13 protein-coding genes are annotated in these 17,095 nt (G+C 70.3%); 1 reads left to right on the plus strand and 12 read right to left on the minus strand.

Annotation, left to right across the window (positions count from 1 at the left end; all coding sequences use genetic code 11):
• Position 1 precedes the first annotated feature (1 nt).
• From GGQ63_RS09615 to GGQ63_RS09650, 8 genes are all read right to left on the minus strand, one after another.
• The gene (locus tag GGQ63_RS09615) at positions 2-1,174 is read right to left on the minus strand and encodes an amidase (RefSeq protein WP_183855094.1); all 1,173 of its coding nucleotides are present in this window, start codon (positions 1,172-1,174) and stop codon (positions 2-4) included.
• 13 nt (positions 1,175-1,187) lie between these two features.
• On the minus strand, positions 1,188-2,810 hold the full coding sequence (locus GGQ63_RS09620) for an ABC transporter substrate-binding protein (RefSeq protein WP_183855096.1): 1,623 nt from the start codon (positions 2,808-2,810) through the stop codon (positions 1,188-1,190).
• A gap of 106 nt (positions 2,811-2,916) precedes the next feature.
• Positions 2,917-4,329 (minus strand): amidase family protein, encoded by a 1,413-nt coding sequence (locus tag GGQ63_RS09625; protein ID WP_183855098.1) that lies wholly within the window; start codon positions 4,327-4,329, stop codon positions 2,917-2,919.
• 2 nt (positions 4,330-4,331) lie between these two features.
• Complete coding sequence (locus GGQ63_RS09630; RefSeq protein ID WP_210308440.1) at positions 4,332-5,795, minus strand: amidase; 1,464 nt, start codon at positions 5,793-5,795, stop codon at positions 4,332-4,334.
• Positions 5,792-6,790 carry an oligopeptide/dipeptide ABC transporter ATP-binding protein gene (locus GGQ63_RS09635; RefSeq protein WP_183855100.1) on the minus strand — a complete coding sequence of 333 codons (999 nt, stop codon included), beginning with the start codon at positions 6,788-6,790 and terminating at the stop codon, positions 5,792-5,794. The genes GGQ63_RS09630 and GGQ63_RS09635 overlap by 4 nt, the downstream gene beginning before the upstream one ends.
• Entirely contained in the window at positions 6,787-7,758 is a 972-nt protein-coding gene (locus tag GGQ63_RS09640; protein WP_183855102.1) for an ABC transporter ATP-binding protein, read from the minus strand. Before GGQ63_RS09640 ends, GGQ63_RS09635 begins: the two co-directional genes overlap by 4 nt.
• A complete protein-coding gene (locus GGQ63_RS09645; RefSeq protein ID WP_183855104.1) occupies positions 7,755-8,606 on the minus strand; it encodes an ABC transporter permease in 852 nt (283 codons plus the stop codon). The genes GGQ63_RS09640 and GGQ63_RS09645 overlap by 4 nt, the downstream gene beginning before the upstream one ends.
• A gap of 3 nt (positions 8,607-8,609) precedes the next feature.
• A complete protein-coding gene (locus tag GGQ63_RS09650; RefSeq protein WP_183855106.1) occupies positions 8,610-9,629 on the minus strand; it encodes an ABC transporter permease in 1,020 nt (339 codons plus the stop codon).
• Positions 9,630-9,841: 212 nt separating this feature from the next.
• On the opposite strand from GGQ63_RS09650, the gene GGQ63_RS09655 reads away from it, so the two are divergent.
• Entirely contained in the window at positions 9,842-10,549 is a 708-nt protein-coding gene (locus GGQ63_RS09655) for a response regulator (protein WP_183855108.1), read from the plus strand.
• On the opposite strand, the gene GGQ63_RS09660 is transcribed toward GGQ63_RS09655, so the two are convergent.
• The 4 genes from GGQ63_RS09660 to GGQ63_RS09675 all read right to left on the minus strand — a co-directional run bounded on the left by GGQ63_RS09660 (position 10,531) and on the right by GGQ63_RS09675 (position 17,094).
• The gene (locus GGQ63_RS09660; RefSeq protein WP_183855110.1) at positions 10,531-12,951 is read right to left on the minus strand and encodes a hybrid sensor histidine kinase/response regulator; all 2,421 of its coding nucleotides are present in this window, start codon (positions 12,949-12,951) and stop codon (positions 10,531-10,533) included. The genes GGQ63_RS09655 and GGQ63_RS09660 overlap by 19 nt on opposite strands.
• A gap of 5 nt (positions 12,952-12,956) precedes the next feature.
• Entirely contained in the window at positions 12,957-14,249 is a 1,293-nt protein-coding gene (locus tag GGQ63_RS09665) for a cytosine permease (protein ID WP_183855112.1), read from the minus strand.
• A gap of 391 nt (positions 14,250-14,640) precedes the next feature.
• The gene (gene melA, locus GGQ63_RS09670) at positions 14,641-15,990 is read right to left on the minus strand and encodes an alpha-glucosidase/alpha-galactosidase (protein WP_183855114.1); all 1,350 of its coding nucleotides are present in this window, start codon (positions 15,988-15,990) and stop codon (positions 14,641-14,643) included.
• A gap of 18 nt (positions 15,991-16,008) precedes the next feature.
• Complete coding sequence (locus GGQ63_RS09675; protein WP_183855116.1) at positions 16,009-17,094, minus strand: ABC transporter ATP-binding protein; 1,086 nt, start codon at positions 17,092-17,094, stop codon at positions 16,009-16,011.
• Position 17,095 lies beyond the last annotated feature (1 nt).

Below are 17,095 nucleotides of genomic sequence, written 5' to 3' on the forward strand. Positions count from 1 at the left end.
GTCAGAGGGCGGCGAGCCGGCGGGCGAGCGCGATGAGGCGCTCGTCCGATCCCTTCGGCCCGATCAGCGACAGGCCGACCGGGATTCCGCCATGCACGGCGAAGGGCAGGTTGACCTGCGGGTGGCCGGTCAGACCGGCGATCGCCGTCAGTTCGATGATCCGGCCGACCGAGCGCATCAGCGCCGAGAAGGGCTCGTCCCGCCGCGGCGGCAGGATCGGCGTCGTCGGCAGGCAGAGCACCGTGTCGTCGGCGAGGAGATCGGCCATCCGCCGGCGCGCCGTCTCGCGGAAGGCCTTCGGCCCGGCGAGGTCGGCCTCTGTGAGCAGTGCGGCGAGCGCGAGCGTCGTGCCGACCTCGATCGAAAAGCGCGGCACGACCCGCTCGACCCAGGGCGCGAAGGTGCGCGAGAACTCGCCCCGCTGCAGGAGCGACTGGTTGCGCGACCAGTCGAGAATGTCACCTTCGGCGAGCGGCGCCTCGACGACCGTGTCGAAGCCGCCGGCGATGCGGGCGACGACCGGTGCGAGCGCCGCCGCCACGTCCGGTTCGGCGAGCGCGAAACAGTCCGTCGCGACGATCATCCGTCGCGGCCCGTCCTCGACGGCGGGCGCGGCGAGCAGCACCTCGCCCACCCGCACGAAGGTCTCGGCATCGGCGGCGAACCAGCCGCAGGTGTCGAAGCTCGGCGATTGCGTCGCCATCCCCTCGACGGAGATGCGGCCATGCGTAGGCCGCAGCCCGTAGAGGCCGCAGAAGGCGGCCGGCGTGCGCACCGAGCCGCCGGAATCGGTGCCGAGCGCGGTGTCGACGAGGCCGGCGGCGACCGCCGCAGCCGAGCCGGAGGACGAGCCCCCCGGCACGCGATCCGGCGCTTTCGCGTTGATCGGCGTGCCGTGGAACTGGTTGCGGCCGACGAGGCCGAGCGAGATCTCGTCGGTGATCGTCTTGCCGGCGAGCGTCGCGCCGGCGTCGAGCAGGGCGGCCACCGCGACGGCGTGCCGGCGGGCGGGAGGATGCGTGCGCTCCCAGTCCGGATTGCCGCTCCCCGTCACATGGCCGGCGACGTCGAACAGGTCCTTGGCCGCGAAGGTCAGACCCGCGAGCGGGCCACGGCCGGATCCCTGCACGACGCAGTCGACATGGGGAACGAAGGCTCCGTAGGCGTCACGCATCCTCTGCCCCTCCTCAGGCCTTCTTGATGGTCCGGTAGTCGATGTGCTGGTGGAACCAGTAGACGTAGTTCTCGATATTCGGCTGCATCGCCACGTCGCCGAAGAGCTGGGCGAGCGGGATGCGCGGCACGTCGGCCATCACGGTGCCGACCATCTTGCTCAGCGTCGCCTTGTATTCCGCCTCGTCGGTGGTGAACCGCGCCGTCTCGATCAGCGCGTCGAGCGCCGGGTTCACATAGTTGCAGGTGTTGAACACCGAATTGTTGCCGCCGTGATAGGTCCAGAAGAAGTGGTATTCCGGATAGTCGAGCCAGGGATAAAACTCGGCGATGACGAAGGGCATCTTCTTCGACGCCATGTTGGCGAACCAGTTGGCGCCGGGGACCTTCTCGATGGTGATCTTGACGCCGATCTTGCCGAGCGATTCCTGGACGAGGAGGGCGATCGGCTCGCGCGTCGTCGCCTGGCTGAGGTCGAAGGAGAGCGTCGTCTCGAAGCCCTCGGCGAGGCCGGCTTCGGCGAGCAGCGCCTTCGCCTTGTCGAGATCGGTCTTGAAGGGCGAGGGCGTCGGCCAGGTCGGGGGATAGGTCTCGGGCGCCGGATCGGCGCCGAACATCGGCAGGCCGCGCTGGTAGAGGGCGGTCTCCATGATCTGTTCATAGGGGATCGCATAGGCGATCGCCTCGCGGACCTTCGGATTGTCGAACGGCTTCATCTGCACGTTCATGTCGATGAACAGGAGGTCGCCCTGCACCGGCGTGCCGATCACCTTCAGCTTGCCGGCCGCGGCGAGCTCGGCATAGTCCTTCGGCGGCAGGCCGACCGAGAGGTCGACGTCGCCCTTCTCGAGCAGGGCGCGGCGCGTGCCGGGCGAGGCGATCTGGCGGAACACGACGCGCTTAATCTCGGGCAGCGGGCCGCTCTTCCAGTCGTCGAAACGGGTGAGCACGAGCTGATCGCCGGGCTTCCAGCTCTGCACCGTGAAGCCGCCGCCGCCGGCGTCGTTGCGCTGGGTCCATTCGAGGCCCCACGGGTCGGCGTCGGTGACGTGCTGCATCACCAGCTTCTTGTTGACGATGCAGGGCACCGGCACGGCGAGATCGGGCAGCGAGAGCTTGTTCGCCTTCTCGAAGGTGATCTTGAAGGTGTGCGTGTCGACCGCGGTGAACTGGTCGGGGCTGACGAGCGAGCCCGCCGACATCTGCACGGCCGGGAAGCCGCCGGCCGCGATGGCGCGGTCGAACGACCATTTGACGTCCTCGGCGGTGACCGGGCTGCCGTCGTGGAAGGTGGCGTCCTGGCGCAGCTTGAAGATCATCGTCTTGCCGCCGTCGAGCACCTCCCAGCTCTCGGCGAGTTCCGGCTTGAACACGCTCGCGTCGTAGCCAGTCGCGCCGTTCGGCATCGTCTTGGTGCCGTGCGTGACGAGCCGGTCATAGACGCTCCAGGCGACCATGCGGGCCTGGTCGTTCGCCGCCGGCAGCATGGTATCGAGCGAGTTGGGACCCATCTCGTTGAGAAGGATCAGCGTGTCCTTCGGCGTCGCGGCCTCGGCGACGCGCCAGCCGCCGGTCATGGAAAGGGCGGCTGCGCCACCGAACAGGCCGAAGGCCTGCCTGCGATTGACTTCGAACATCTCGAATTCTCCTCTGGATCTCTGTCGTGGTCTGCGGAAGGTCGGGCTCTTCGAGGCCCGTGAAGGCGTGGAGCGGGAAGGATCGGTGGAGTCGGTCGGGGGGGGCTCAGCCGGCAGGAACGGGCAGGGGATGGCCGGTCGCGCCCATCGGCAGGCCGAGCGCGCGGTGATAGGCGGCGCCGAGGCCGAGCAGCCGGTTGTCGGCGAAGGACGGGCCGATGAGCATCAGGCCTTGGGCGAGGCCGTCCGGCCGGAAGCCGTTCGGCACGGACAGCGCGCAGAACTCCATCAGGTTCACGAAATTCGTGTAGCTGCCCATGATCGCGTTGCGTCCGATGTTCTTCTCCTCGAGCGCGGCGATGGTGAAGGTGGTCGGCGTCGTCGGGGTCACCATGACGTCGGCGTCCTCGAAGATCCGCATCGCGTATTTGCGGTATCCGGCGAGCCTGTACTGGGCGATGAAGACGTCGGCGCCGCTGTAGCGGGCGCCGGAGGCGAGGATCTCCCGGCTCGCCGGGTGGAAGCGGTCGCCGCAGCGGCGGAACGTCTCTTCGAGATTGGCGTAGCGCCGGGCGATGAAGGCGTCCTCGTAGAGCATCCGCGCCGCGGCGTGCAGCGGGGCGTAGTCGAACGGGACCGCGGTGCCGCCCATCGCCTCGAGCCGGGCGATCGCCGCGTCGAACAGCGCCTCGGCCGCCGCGTCGCCGGCGAACAGCCGGCTCTCGCGGCTCGGTACCGCGAAGCGGAAGCGCTCGGGCGCGGGCGGCACGGTGAGCGTGAAGCCCTCCGCCTCCGGCAGCGACAGCGGATCGTCCGGGTCGTGCCGGACGAGCGTGTTGAGCGCGGCGACATTGTCCTCGACGGTGAGCGTCAGCACGGTGTGGCTGGCGCCCATGCCCGCCTTCGAGATACCGAAGGGGATCAGCCCGTTGGTCGGCTTGTGGCCGACGATGGCGTTGAGCGCCGCCGGCACGCGGCCCGAGCCCGCGGCGTCGCCGCCGAGCGCGAAGCTGACGAGGCCGGCCGCGACCACGACGCCGCCGCCCGAGGTCGAGCCGCCGGAGATATAGGCCGGATCGAAGACGCAGGACGGGATGCCGTAATCGGTGCGGACCCCGACGAGGCCCATGCCGAACTGGTCCATATTGTTCTTGCCAACGACGATCGCGCCCGCCGCGACGAGCCGCGCGACGGTCGGATCGGTCGTCTCGGCGATCCGCTCGTTCGCCCGGCAGGCCTCGCTGGTCGGGTAGCCGGCAATGTCGAAATTGTCCTTGATGCCGCAAGGCAGGCCGAACAGCGGCAGCGCGTCGGGTCCCTCGCCCGAGGCTTCGAGCGCGGCGGCGCGGGCGAGCGCCTCTTCGCGGGGGATGAGCGTCGTCCAGGCCGGATCGGGTCCGCGGACGGCGATCCGGTCATAGACGGCGTCGATCACGGCGCTCGGCGTCAGCGTCCCCGCCCGATAGGCGTCGTGCAGGGTACGGAAGTCGAGGCTGCCGGTTTCGGGCGACCAGGCCATGCTCACAGCCCCAGTTCGGCGACGAGCGGCGGCCAGACCTGCGCCCAGGGCTTGGCGGCCTCGAAGGCGGCGGAGGCGGCGAGCACCAGCGGATCGGCGAGATGGCGGCCGGTGATCTGCAGGCCGACCGGCAGGCCGTCCTTCGTGAAGCCGGCCGGGATCGAGGCGGCCGGCTGGCCGGTCATGTTCATCGGGAAGGTGAAGGCGAGCCAGTCGCCGGTGCTTCCCATCCGGCCCTCGATCATCTCCGGTCCCTGCATGTGGACGGGGAAGGGGGGCACCGCGAGCGTCGGGGTGAGCAGAAGGTCGTAGCGCTGCATGAAGCGCCACATCTTGTTGACGACGGCCTTGCGGACCGTCTTCGCATCGGTGATCTCGGCCGCCTTCCAGTCGTGCTGGATCAAGGCGACGAGGTGGGGCGAGACCTCGCTCTCGCGGCCCTCGATCATCTTGCGCATGCCCGTCAGATCCGATTCGCCCATCACGAGCGTCCAGAAATGCGGACCCGGATTGTCCCAGCCGGGATGCGCCTCCTCGACGATGCAGCCGAGGTCGCGCTCGAAGACCTTCACCGCCTCGCCGACCACGCGGCGCACTTCCGGATCGACCGCGGCATAGCCCCAGTCGGACGAATAGGCGACGCGCAGCCCGGCGAGCGAGCGGGGTTTCGCCGCGGCGTTCCAGTCGAATTCCGGGCCGGGCAGCGAATAGCGGTCGCGCATGTCGGGACCGGCGGCGATGACGCTCAGCATCAGCGCGGAATCGGCGACGGTGCGGCTCATCGGCCCGATGTGCTCGAGCGATTCCCAGCTCGACACGCCGGGGAAGCGCTCGTCGCGGCAGCCCGGATAGAGCGGCACACGGCCCATCGAGGCCTTCATGCCGTAGAGACCGGAATGGGCCGAAGGGATGCGGATCGAGCCGCCGCCGTCCGAGCCGATCGCGAAGGGCGACACGCCGCAGGCGACCGAGGCGCCGGAACCGGCCGACGAACCGCCCGGCGTCATGGCGAGGTTCCACGGATTGCGCGCCGTGATGCCGAGCGGGTTGTGGCCGACGCCCGAATAGCCGAATTCCGGCACGGTGGTCTTGCCGAGGATCACGGCGCCGGCCGCCTTCAGCCGCTCGACGACGATGTCGTCCTCTTCCGGCACCCAGCCCTTGTAGAGGTTGGAGCCCATCGCGGTCTCGATGCCGGCGGTGGCGACGAGATCCTTGATGCCGATCGGCACGCCGCCGAGCGGACCGGCGTCCTCGCCGGCGGCGATCTTGGCGTCGACGGCCCGCGCCGCGGCGCGCGCCACCTCCGGCGTCGGGACGCAATAGGCGCTGATGTGCGGCTCGAGCGTCTCCATCCGGCGTAGCGCCGCCTCGGCGACCTCGAGCGCGGAGAGGGCCTTCGAGCGCACCTTCTCGGCGATCTCGACGGCGGTCATGCGGGCGATGGCGTTGTCGGATGTCGTCATTGTCCTTGGCTCCCGAGGGTCTCGGCCGGCGGTCCGGCGAAATGGCAGGCGGCGCTGTGTCCCGCTCCGACCGGCTTCAGCGGCGGCTTGGTCGTGCCGCAGACGGGCTGGCCGATCGGGCAGCGGCCGTAGAAGCGGCAGGCGTTCGGATCGGGGTCGATCGGGCTCTTCGGGCTGCCGTCGAGCCGCGGCGGCCGCGCGCCGCGGCGCTGCGGGTCCGGGATCGCGGCGATCAGCGCGCGGGTATAGGGGTGCGCCGGCGCCTCGAAGAGGGCGGAGGCCGGCGCGCTCTCGACCACTTCGCCGAGATACATCACCACCACCCGCTCGCAGAGCAGCCGCACCACGTCGAGATCGTGCGAGACGAAGACGTAGCTCATGCCGAGCCGGTCGCGCAGGTCGGCGAGGAGCTTCAGCACCACCGCCTGGACCGAGACGTCGAGCGCCGAGGTCGGCTCGTCGAGGATCAGCAGTTCCGGCTCGACCGCGATCGCCCGGGCGATGCCGACGCGGGCCTTCTGGCCGCCGGAGAGCTGGTGCGGATAGCGGCCGATCAGCACCTCGGGCAGGCCGACGCGCTCGAGCGCGGCATGCGCCCGGCGGTCGATCTCGGCGGTGTCGCGGACGCCCGTCAGCCGGCGGATCGGGTCGGCCACCGCCTCGCCGACGGTCAGATGCGGGTTGAGGCTCTCGGTCGGGTCCTGGAACACCATCTGGATGCGCGGCCGCACCGGGCTCGCGACGAAGCGGCGGAGCGGGATCGCCGCGATGTCCTCGCCCCTGAAGAGGATCGAGCCGGCGGTCGGCTCGACGAGCCGGGCGAGCACGCGGGCGAGGGTCGACTTGCCGCAGCCGGATTCGCCGACGAGGCCGACGCTCTCGCCGGTGCCGATCGAAAGGTCGACCCCATCGAGGGCGTGCAGCGTGCCGCGCGTCCGGCCGCTGCCGACCTTGTAGAAGCGCTTCAGCCCCTTCGCTTCGACGAGCGCGGTCACAGCGGCCTCCAGCAGCGCACGAGATGGCCGGGTGCGACCTCGGTCGCGGGCAGCGGATCGCTGTCGCAGCGGGCGATCGCCCGGTCGCAGCGCTCGCGGAAGCGGCAGAGCGGCAGATCGTCCCGCAGCAGGTTGGGGAGGTTGCCCGGAATGCTCGCCAGCCCGTCGACGGACGAGGCCGAGGACGGCGTCGCGGCGATCAGCCGGGCGCTGTAGGGATGGGCCGGCCGGGCGAGCAGATCGGCGACGGGTGCGGTCTCGACGACGTGGCCGGCGTGCATGACGACGACGCGGTCGCAATATTCCCCGGCGAGGCCGAGATCGTGGGTGATCAGGATCGCCGCCATGCGGGAATGGTCGACGAGGTCGCGCACCAGATCGAGGATCACCGCCTGGGTCGTCACGTCGAGCCCGGTGGTCGGTTCGTCGGCGATCAGGAGCATCGGCTCGCAGGCGAGCGCCATGGCGATCATCACGCGCTGGCACATGCCGCCGGACAGCTCGAAGGGATAGGCGTCGTAGCGCCGTTCGGGGTCGGGGATGCGGACCTTGCGCAGCGCCGCGATCGCCTTCTCCTTGGCCTGCCGCCGCGGCACGGGACCGTGCCGGACGAGCACGTCTTCGATCTGCTTGCCGACCGGGCGGATCGGATTGAGCGCGGTGCGCGGGCTCTGGAAGATCATCGAGATCTCGCGGCCGCGCATGCCGCGCAGCGCCGACCGGTCGCCGGCGAGGAGGTCGGCGCCGGCAAAGTCGAGCCGCGCCGCGCCGAGCTCGGCATTGTCGTCGAGCAGGTCCATGATCGCATAGGCGCTCACCGACTTGCCCGAGCCGCTCTCGCCGACGATGCCGAGGATCTCGCCGCGCTGCACCTCGAAGGAGATGCCGTCGAGAGCCTTGACCCGCCCGTCGCGGGTGCGGAAGTCGAGGCTCATGCCCTCGACCGCGAGGAGGGGCGGCGCGCTCATGTCCGCCTCCGCGGATCGATCATGTCGCGCAGGCCGTCGCCGAGCAGGTTGAAGCAGAACACGGCGAGCACGAGCGCGCCGCCGGGGAAGACGAAGGTCCACCACTCGCCGGAGAAGATGAAGCTGGCGCCCTCCGAGACCATGATGCCCCATTCGGCGGCGGGCGGCCGCACGCCGAGGCCGATGAAGGAGAGGCCGGCGGCGTTGAGGATCGCCCAGCCCATGTTGAGCGAGGCCTGCACCATCATCGGCGGCAGGATGTTCGGCACGATGTGGCGCACGAGGATGCGCGCCGCGCCATTGCCGCCCATCCGGGCCGCCTCGACATAGGCCATGTCGCGCCGGATGTTCACTTCGGCGCGGGCGAAGCGGCCGTAGAAGGGCAGGTTGATGATCACCGTCGCGATGACGATGTTGGCGACCGAATTGCCGAGCGCCGCGACGATGCCCATGGCGAGCACGAAGAGCGGGAAGGCCATGATCGTGTCGAAAACCCGGCCGATCAGATGGTCGATGAAGCCGCCGCGATAGCCGGCGATGGCGCCGAGCGTCGTGCCGATCGCGAGCGAGAGGAGCACGGCCGAGACCGCCATGCCGAGATCGAGCCGGGCCGCGACGACGACGCGGCTCAGAATGTCGCGGCCGAGCTGGTCGGTGCCGAACCAGTGTTCCGCCGAGGGCGGCATCAGCCGGCTGTCGGAATTGGTGGCGAGCGGATCGTGCGGAACGAGCGCGGGGCCGACGATGGCGCAGGCGACGAGAAGGGCGAAGATCGCGAGCGCGATCGCGGTGAGCGGGTTTTCGCCGAAGGCGTAGCGGAGGTCGCGGAGCCGGAGCGTCGTCGCCATCGCTCAGCCCTCGAACCGGACGCGGGGGTCGATCAGCCCGGCGACGAGATCGACCGCGAGGTTGAGCAGCACATAGGCGACCGCCATCAGGAGGATGAAGCCCTGCACGGCGGCATAGTCGGAGGCGATCACCGCGCTGACCGCATAGGAACCGACGCCCGGCCAGCCGAACACCTGCTCGATCAGCACGTTCGAGCCGAGCAGGAAGGAGAACACCATGCCCATCGTGTTGACGATGCCGAGGAGGGCATTGCGGAAGGCGTAGGTGAAGAGGACGGTGCGGCGCGACAGGCCGTTCGCCCGGGCGGTGCGCACGAAGTCCGAGCCGAGCGCGGTCAGCATCGCCGCCCGCGTCATCCGGGCGATCGGGGCGAGGGCGAAGAGCCCGAGCGAGATCGAGGGCAGGACGAGCTGCGCCGCCGCGCCGCGGAAGGCCTCGAGATCGCCGGCGAGCAGCGTGTCGACGAGCAGGAAGCCCGTCACGGTCGGCGGCATCGAATAGTAGATTTCGTCGAGCCGGCCGAGCGGCTGCGGCACCCAGCCGAGCAGATAGTAGAAGAGATAGACGAAGAGCAGCGCGACGAAGAAGGTCGGGAAGGCGGCGCCGACCGTGACGAGCGCGCGGCAGAGATGGTCGACGAGCGAATCGGGCTTCGCCGCGGCGAGCACGCCGAGGGGCACCGCGAGCACGACCGCGAAGAGCAGCGCGCAGAGCGTCAGCTCCATCGACGCCGGCAGGCGCTGCACGAGATCGTCGAGCACCGGCTGGCCCGTCGTCAGCGCATTGCCGAGGCTGCCATGGGCGAGGTCGAGGACATAACGGACGAACTGCTCCGGCCAGCTCTTGTCGAGGCCGAGGCTCTCGCGCACCTGCTGGACCGATTCCGCATTCGCCGCCGGGCCGGCGAAATAGACCGCCGGATCGCCGGGCAGGGCGCGCGACAGGAGGAAGGTGACGATGATCACCCCGATGAGGCTCGGGATGGCGCCGGCCACCCGCCGCAGCAGCGAGAAGGACCCCATCCGTCTAGCGCTCCCGCCGGCCGGCGAGACGGGTGGAAGAGAGGGCGCGGAAACGGCAGGAAAGATGCATGGGGTCGGGCTCCGCTCATCGCCGCGCCCTGGCCGGCGGGCGCCTGTCACGCCGTGGAGCTTCGCGAGCCGATGTGAACGAGTCCGCGCCGGACTTTGAACCGGGAGGATAATTTTGTAGAAATTTGTGAACGAGGATTCGGATGGTGCGACAGGACAGGACCGATGCCCGGCTCGGCGTCGTCGATGACGATGCCTCGATCCGCGAGACGCTCGCCGGCTTCCTGGAGGCGGAGGGCTATGACGTGCGCTGCGCGGCCGATGCGGACGGGCTCGACCGGCTGATGCGGCCCGACCCGCTCGATCTGGTCCTGCTCGACATCCGGCTGCCGGGCGTCGACGGGCTGACGCTGACCCGAGCGCTGCGGGCGCGGTCCGAACTCGGCATCATCCTGATCACCGGACGCAACGACAAGGTCGACCGTATCCTCGGCCTCGAATACGGCGCCGACGACTATATCGCCAAGCCGGTCGACGAGCGCGAACTGCTGCCGCGGGTGCGCAACCTGCTCCGCCGGGTCGGCCACAGCCGGCTGGCGAGCCCGACCGAGACGCTGCGCTTCGGCCGCCATACGCTCGATCTCGGGCGCCGCCTCGTCACCGACGAGACGGGCGGCGCGGTGCCGCTGACGACGGCGGAGTTCGATCTGCTCGCCGTCTTCGTGCGCCATCCCGGCCAGGTGATGTCGCGCGAACGGCTGATCGCTGCCTCGAGCCACCGCCGTTTCGACCCGCTCGACCGCACCATCGATACGCTGGTGCGCCGGCTGCGCCGCAAGCTCGAGGTCGATCCGGAGCGGCCGAGCCTGATCACCACGGTGCACGGCGCCGGCTATCTGTTCTCCGCCTGAAGCGCCGGCTCGGCGGCTGCCGCGCCGCCACGGGGGAGCGCCGCGATGCGGGCGGCCGCTTCGTGATGGGCTGCGACGAGGGGGAGAGCGGCCTCGGCGACCGCCGCGGGCCCGTCCGCGACCGCCTCCTCGAGCCGCTCGGCGGCTTCGGCGAGCCCGTCGAAGCCGACATTGCGGGCCGCCCCGGCGAGCCGGTGGGCGTGATCGGCGAGCCCCGCCATATCGAGCCGCGAACAGCCTTCGGCGATCGCCTCGACCGCCTCTTCCGCGACGCCGGCGAAGGCGGCGAGGATACGGTCCGTCCGCTCGTGGCCGAGGGTCTCGCGCAGATGGACGAGCCGCGCCGGCTCGGCGGCGGCGCGCGGCGGTTGCGGCGTCCTGGCGAGCGCGGCCCGCAGCCGGTCGGCCTCGACCGGTTTCTCGATCACCGCGTCGAGGCCGCGCAGCAGATAGAGCGGCCGGTCGGTCGCCGCGAGATGGGCCGTCAGGCCGATCACCGGACCGAGATGGCGGCCGGCGCCGGGATCGGCGCGGATCGCCCGGGTGGCGGCGAGGCCGTCGACCTCCGGCATGCGGATGTCCATCAGCACGAGGTCGTAGCGCCCGGCCGAGAGCGCGGCGAGCGCCTCCTCGGCCGAGGAGACGGCCTCGACGGTGCAGCCCTCGGCGCGCAGCAGGTCGGCCACCACGTCGCGGTTGAGGGCGACATCGTCGACGACGAGCACCCGCCCCGCGAGCGGCCCGCGTGGCGCCGCCTCGACGTCCGCGGCGAGGCCGAAGGGCAGCCGGACGCGGAAGGTCGAGCCGCGGCCGAGTTCGCTCTCGGCCGTGATTCCGCCGCCCATCGCCTCGGCGAGCCCCTTGCTGATGGCGAGGCCGAGGCCGGTGCCGCCATAGCGCCGGCTGCGGCCGGTCTCGGCCTGCGAGAAGGGCTGAAACAGCCGCGGCAGCACCTCGGCGGCGATGCCGATGCCGCTGTCGATCACCTCGATCGCCAGTTCGATCGTCGCCTCGTCGCGCCGTGCGACGTCGGTGCGCACCTCGATGCCGCCCGCCTCGGTGAATTTGATGCCGTTGCCGACGAGGTTGATGAGGATCTGCTGCAGTCGGGCGGGATCGCCGAACACTTCCGGCGGCAGCGGCGAGAGCATCGTGACGCGCACGCCGAGACCCTTTTCCGGCGCGGCGGCGCTCGCGAGCGTCACCGCCGCGGTGATCGTCTCGCGCGGGTCGAAGCTGCGCCGCTCGAGCCGCATATGGCCGATCTCGAGCAGGGCGAGGTCGACGATGTCGTTGATGATCACGCCGAGCGTGCGGCTCGCCTCGACCATGCGGCGGACGATCCGCATCGGCGTCTCGGCGAGCGGCTGGCGGGCGAGCAGCTGGGCGAGGCCGAGCACGCCGTTCACCGGCGTGCGCAGCTCGTGGCTGATCATCGCGAGCGATTCGGATTTCATCCGGCCGAGCGCCTCGGCGGCGTTCTTCGCCCGGACGAGCGCCATCTCGGCCTCGTGCCGCACGGTGATGTCGACGATGCTCGCGATGATCATGCGCCGCGCACGCACCACGAGCGCCTGGCGCGAGACCAGTACGTGGCGGGTGGTGCCATCGCCATCGAGAAGGGCGAACTCCCGCGTCTCGGCGGCGCCCTCGACGCCGTCGGCGGCGACCAGCCAGTCGAACAGCGCGCCGTGCCGGGCGAGCGCGCTCTTGAGGCCGCCGACCGAGCCGGCGGGCGTGCCGGGGAAGAGCTCGTGCGCGGCGGCGTTCGCAAACTCCGCGCGTCCCGCGTCGTCGATCAGGAGCAGCGGCACCGGCGAGGAATCGAGCAGCCGGCGCACCGAATAGTCGCTCAGCCGGCTTTCGCGCACGAGGAGGAGCAGTGAGCCGAGGAAGACGACGCAGCCGATATCGATGGCGAGCCGGCTCCATAGTCCGACCGTCAGCGCCGTTACCGGTGCCGAGGTCATCACCGCCACCGTGCCGTCGCGGATCGCCGCGAAGAGCCGGCCGTTGCGGATGACGAACTTGCCGCCGGTGTCCTCCTGCGGCGCCGCGTGCACGCCGAGGAGGGCGAGCGCCGGCTCTCGGACACCGGCCCCGGCGAGCGGGATGGCGATCGTCGCCTGGCCGGCGAGCGGCGCGAGGCCGGACGGCGCGTCGCCGAGCGCCCGGCCGGGATCGTCGATCACCGTCTTCAGTTCGGCGATGCCCGGCTGTGCGGCGACGGTCGCGAATTGCAGCGCCAGCCGCGCCTCGTGGATGGCGAGATTGCTCTGGATGTCCTTCCGCGCCTGGAGGAGCAGGAAAGCGAGCGAGGAGACGAGGATGATCGCGACGAGGCCGGTGCGGGCCTCGATCGGGGTGCGGGAGAGGAGCGGGCGGTTCCGCCGGTCGGGCATCGCGCTCAGTCGATCGCTTCGGCGCCGAGCGAATCCCGACCGAGCCGGGCGCCGAGCGAGGTCGGCGCGAAGGTGGCGAGGGCGAGATAGACGAGGCCGGCGATCGGCGCGCCGACGAGCGGCGTGATCTCCGCCATATAGGCACTGCGGATGACGAGGGCGGCGCCGACCGCGATCGCGAGCGCGATCAGGGCGGCGACGTTCACCCGCAGATCGCGGCCGCGGGAAAAGCCGATATGGCCGCGCATCACATAATAGTCGGCGACGATGATGCCACCGATCGGCGGCACGACGGCGGTGAGGAAGGTCGCCCAGGCGAAGACATCGTCCATCGCGCCGGCGAGCGCGAGCAGCACGCCGATCAGCGCCGCACCGGCCGCGGCCGCCGCGAAGGGCAGGCGCGGAAAGGCGCCCTTGAGCGTAACGCTCGCATTGGCGAGGCAGGCATCGCAGGTCGTCCAGTGCGACAGCACGACGAGGCCGAGGAGGACGAGCGACAGCGGGTCGTGCCGCGCGAAGAGCGCGGGGAGCGAGATGCCGGCCGCGCCGAGCAGCACGCCGAGGATCAGAAAGGGCAGATTCGAGAAGATGAAGCCGATCGCCATCGCCTGCACCGCCTCGTTGCCGGTGCGGCAATAGCGGACGATGTCGCCGGTCATCGTGCCGGACACGACGAACATGCCGAAGGCGACGCACACGCCGGTGCCGAAGGAGAGGCTGCCGTCGAGCGGGCCGTCGAGCAGCGTGTCGAGGTTCGGCACGATGTCGCGCAGCGTCACCGCGCCGGCATAGAACACCATGGCCGGGAAGGCGATCGCGGTGAAGCCGAAGCCGCGGCTGAGGCCGAGCACGACCGGCGCGGCGAAGAGGGCGCCGAAGGCGAAGAACCAGATGCCGGGCAGCGCCGCGATGCCGAGCGCTTCGGTGAGCACGGTGACGGTCAGCACGACGTGGAAGCCGAACCAGCCGGCGACCAGCAGCGCGAGCAGCGCGCCGGGGATGATCGCGCCCGCCCGGCCGAACACCGCGGCGAGCATCAGCTGCGAGGTGAGGCCCCAGCGTCCCGCGGCGAAGCCGATCGCCGCGGAATAGATGAACAGCAGCCAGCAGCCGAGGACCGAGGCGAGCAGCGCATCGAGCGTGCCGAGCTCCGCCTGCAGCCGGGCTCCGATCAGGATCGAGGCGAAGGCGGAGGTGAAGCCCGACCAGGCGAAGGCCGGATGGACGAGGCCGCGCCGTGCCGACAGCGGCACCGGCCAGATCATGTCGCCGCCGTCCCGCGCTGCCTGTTCGTTCATCCGCCCGTTTCCTGTCCGGCCGACCCGCAGCCGCCCGGCACGAAGCAATCGCCGGGCCACCGGCGAGCCGATCGGCACGTGCTGCGCTGAGAGGCCGCCGAAGACGCGGCAAGCCGACGAGCGCAAAAATCGGGACCCTCAGCCGTCCCGCGCAACGTCTCCGCCCCCTCTCCCGCTCGCGGGAGAGGGTAGGGTGAGGGCCTTCTCTCGGCTGACGAAGGCGTGCCACCCTCACCCTTCCGGCCTACGCGTCTCGGTCGCTCACGCTCCCTGCGACGCCAAGGCCGGAAGCCCTCTCCCCACTCGGCTCGGCTGTTGCCGAGCCGAGTGGGGAAAAGGCGAAGTCGGCAACAGCCGACTTCGCCGGCGGGAGAGGGGGAGCGGCGCGTGCTCAGCCGCGCGCCCAGTCCGGCAGCCAGGCGCCGTGGGCGGCGATCAGGCGGTCGACGAGGCTCCAGATCTGGTCGAGGTCGAGTTCGGCGGCGGTGTGCGGGTCCATCATCGCGGCGTGGTAGATGTGCTCGCGCTGCTCCGTGACGAGCGCCTTCACCGTGAGTTCCTGCACATTGATGTTGGTGCGGATCAGCGCGGTCAGTTGCGGCGGCAGGGCGCCGACGAAGGTCGGCTGGATGCCGTTCGCGTCGACGAGGCAGGGCACCTCGGCCGCACAGTCCTCCGGCAGCGAGGTGATGCAGCCTTTGTTGCGGACATTGCCGTAGACGACGGCCGGCTCGCCGGTCGTGATCGCGTTCATGATGGTCGCGGCGTATTCCTTGCTCTCCGTCACCGCGATCGTCTCGGCGCCCATCAGCGCCTGCGCCTCGTTCTTCCAGCGGGCGATCTGTTCCTCGCAACGCTTCGGATACTCGTCGAGCGGGATGCCGAAGCGTTCGATGAGGTCCGGCCGGCCGTCCTTGATGAACCACGGCACATATTCGGCGAAGTGCTCCGAGCTCTCGGTGACGAAATAGCCGAGCCGGGTCAGCATCTCGTAGCGCACCCGGTTCGGGCAGCGCTCGTTCCAGTGGCTCGGCTTCGGGAACCGGCCCTCGCGATAGCCGCGGACGAGGTCCGGATAGAGGTCGCGATGGCTGCCGTCGGGCATGAACTGCTCGAAGGCGAGATAGAAGGCCATGTGGTTGATGCCGGCGGCGCGATAGCGGATCTCCTCGAGCGGGATGTCCAGGTCGCGGGCGAGCTCGAAGGCGGTGCCCTGCACGGAATGGCAGAGGCCGACCTGTTTGATCGCCGGATGTTTCTCGGCGATCGCCCAGGTGTTGATCGCCATCGGGTTGACGTATTGCAGCATCAGCGCGTCGGGGCAGACCTCGGCCATGTCGGCGCAGATCGCCCAGAGATGCGGCACGGTGCGCAGCCCCCGCATGATCCCGCCGATGCCGAGCGTATCGGCGATCGTCTGGCGCAGGCCGAATTCCTTCGGCACCTCGAAATCGATCACGGTCGCGGGCCGATAACCGCCGATCTGGAAGGCGACGACGACGAAGTCCGCGCCCTCGAGCGCCCGGCGCCGGTCGGTATGGGTCTCGATCCGGGCCTTGACACCGAGCGAGCGGACGAGCTTGCCGGCGACGGCGGCGCTCTCGGCGAGCCGTTCGGGATCGATGTCCATCAGCGCGATGGTGGCGTCGGCGAGCGCCGGCTTGAACAGCACGTCGCCGATGATGTTGCGCATGAAGACGGTCGATCCGGCGCCGATAAAGGTGATGCGGGGGCTTTTCATGGGGAGGCTCTCGGGGATTTACGCGCGCAGCCGCTTGCCGTCGGTGCCGAAGAGATGGAGCGCGGCGGGGTCGAAACGGACGGTGATCGGATCGCCCGGCCTGAGCGTGCGGCCCTCCCTGACGTCGACGACGATCGGCGGCGCATCGCCCTTGCGGGCATGGACGTGGTTGGTCCCTCCGAGATGCTCGACGATGTCGACGGTGAGATCGAGGCCGACCGGCCCGGCCGGATCGAACTGTTCCGGCCGGATCCCCGACGTCACCGGTGCACCCTCGGCCACCTTCGGCGCGCCGGGCGGCAGGGGGATCAGGGCGTCGCCGAGCGCGGCGATGCGGAGCGCCGGAGCGCCCATGGGCGTCGCCGCCCCGACCGCCGGCAGCAGGTTCATCTTCGGCGAGCCGATGAAACCCGCAACGAACAGATTGTCGGGATCGTCATAGAGGGCGAGCGGGCTGCCGATCTGTTCGACCGCGCCGGCGCGCAGCACGACGATCCGGTCGGCGAGCGTCATCGCCTCGACCTGGTCGTGCGTGACATAGATCGTCGTCACGCCGAGCCGGCGGTGCAGCTTGGCGATCTCGATCCGCATATGGACGCGCAGCTCGGCGTCGAGATTGGAGAGCGGCTCGTCGAACAGGAAGAGCTTCGGCTGGCGCACGATCGCCCGGCCGATCGCGACGCGCTGGCGCTGGCCGCCGGAGAGCGCCCGGGGCTTGCGCTTCAGGAGCGGCTCGAGGTCCAGCACCCGCGCCGCATCGAGCACCCGGCTGCGGATTTCCGCCTTCGGCATGCCGGCGAAGCGGAGCGCGAAGCCCATGTTCTGTTCCACCGTCATGTGCGGGTAGAGCGCATAGGACTGGAACACCATGGCGAGGCCGCGGCGGGACGGGTCGACCTCGTTCATCCGCACCCCGCCGATCGCCATCGTGCCGGCACTGATCTCGTCGAGCCCGGCGATCAGGCGCAAGAGGGTCGACTTGCCGCAGCCCGACGGGCCGACGAAGACGACGAACTCGCCGGTCGCCACGTCGAGATCGATCCCTTTCAGGATCTCGACGGCGCCGTAGGACTTGCGGATGTCGGTGAGGGTCAGCGCGCTCATG

This window comes from Prosthecomicrobium pneumaticum, from assembly GCF_014199915.1.
Classification (GTDB): domain Bacteria; phylum Pseudomonadota; class Alphaproteobacteria; order Rhizobiales; family Kaistiaceae; genus Prosthecomicrobium; species Prosthecomicrobium pneumaticum.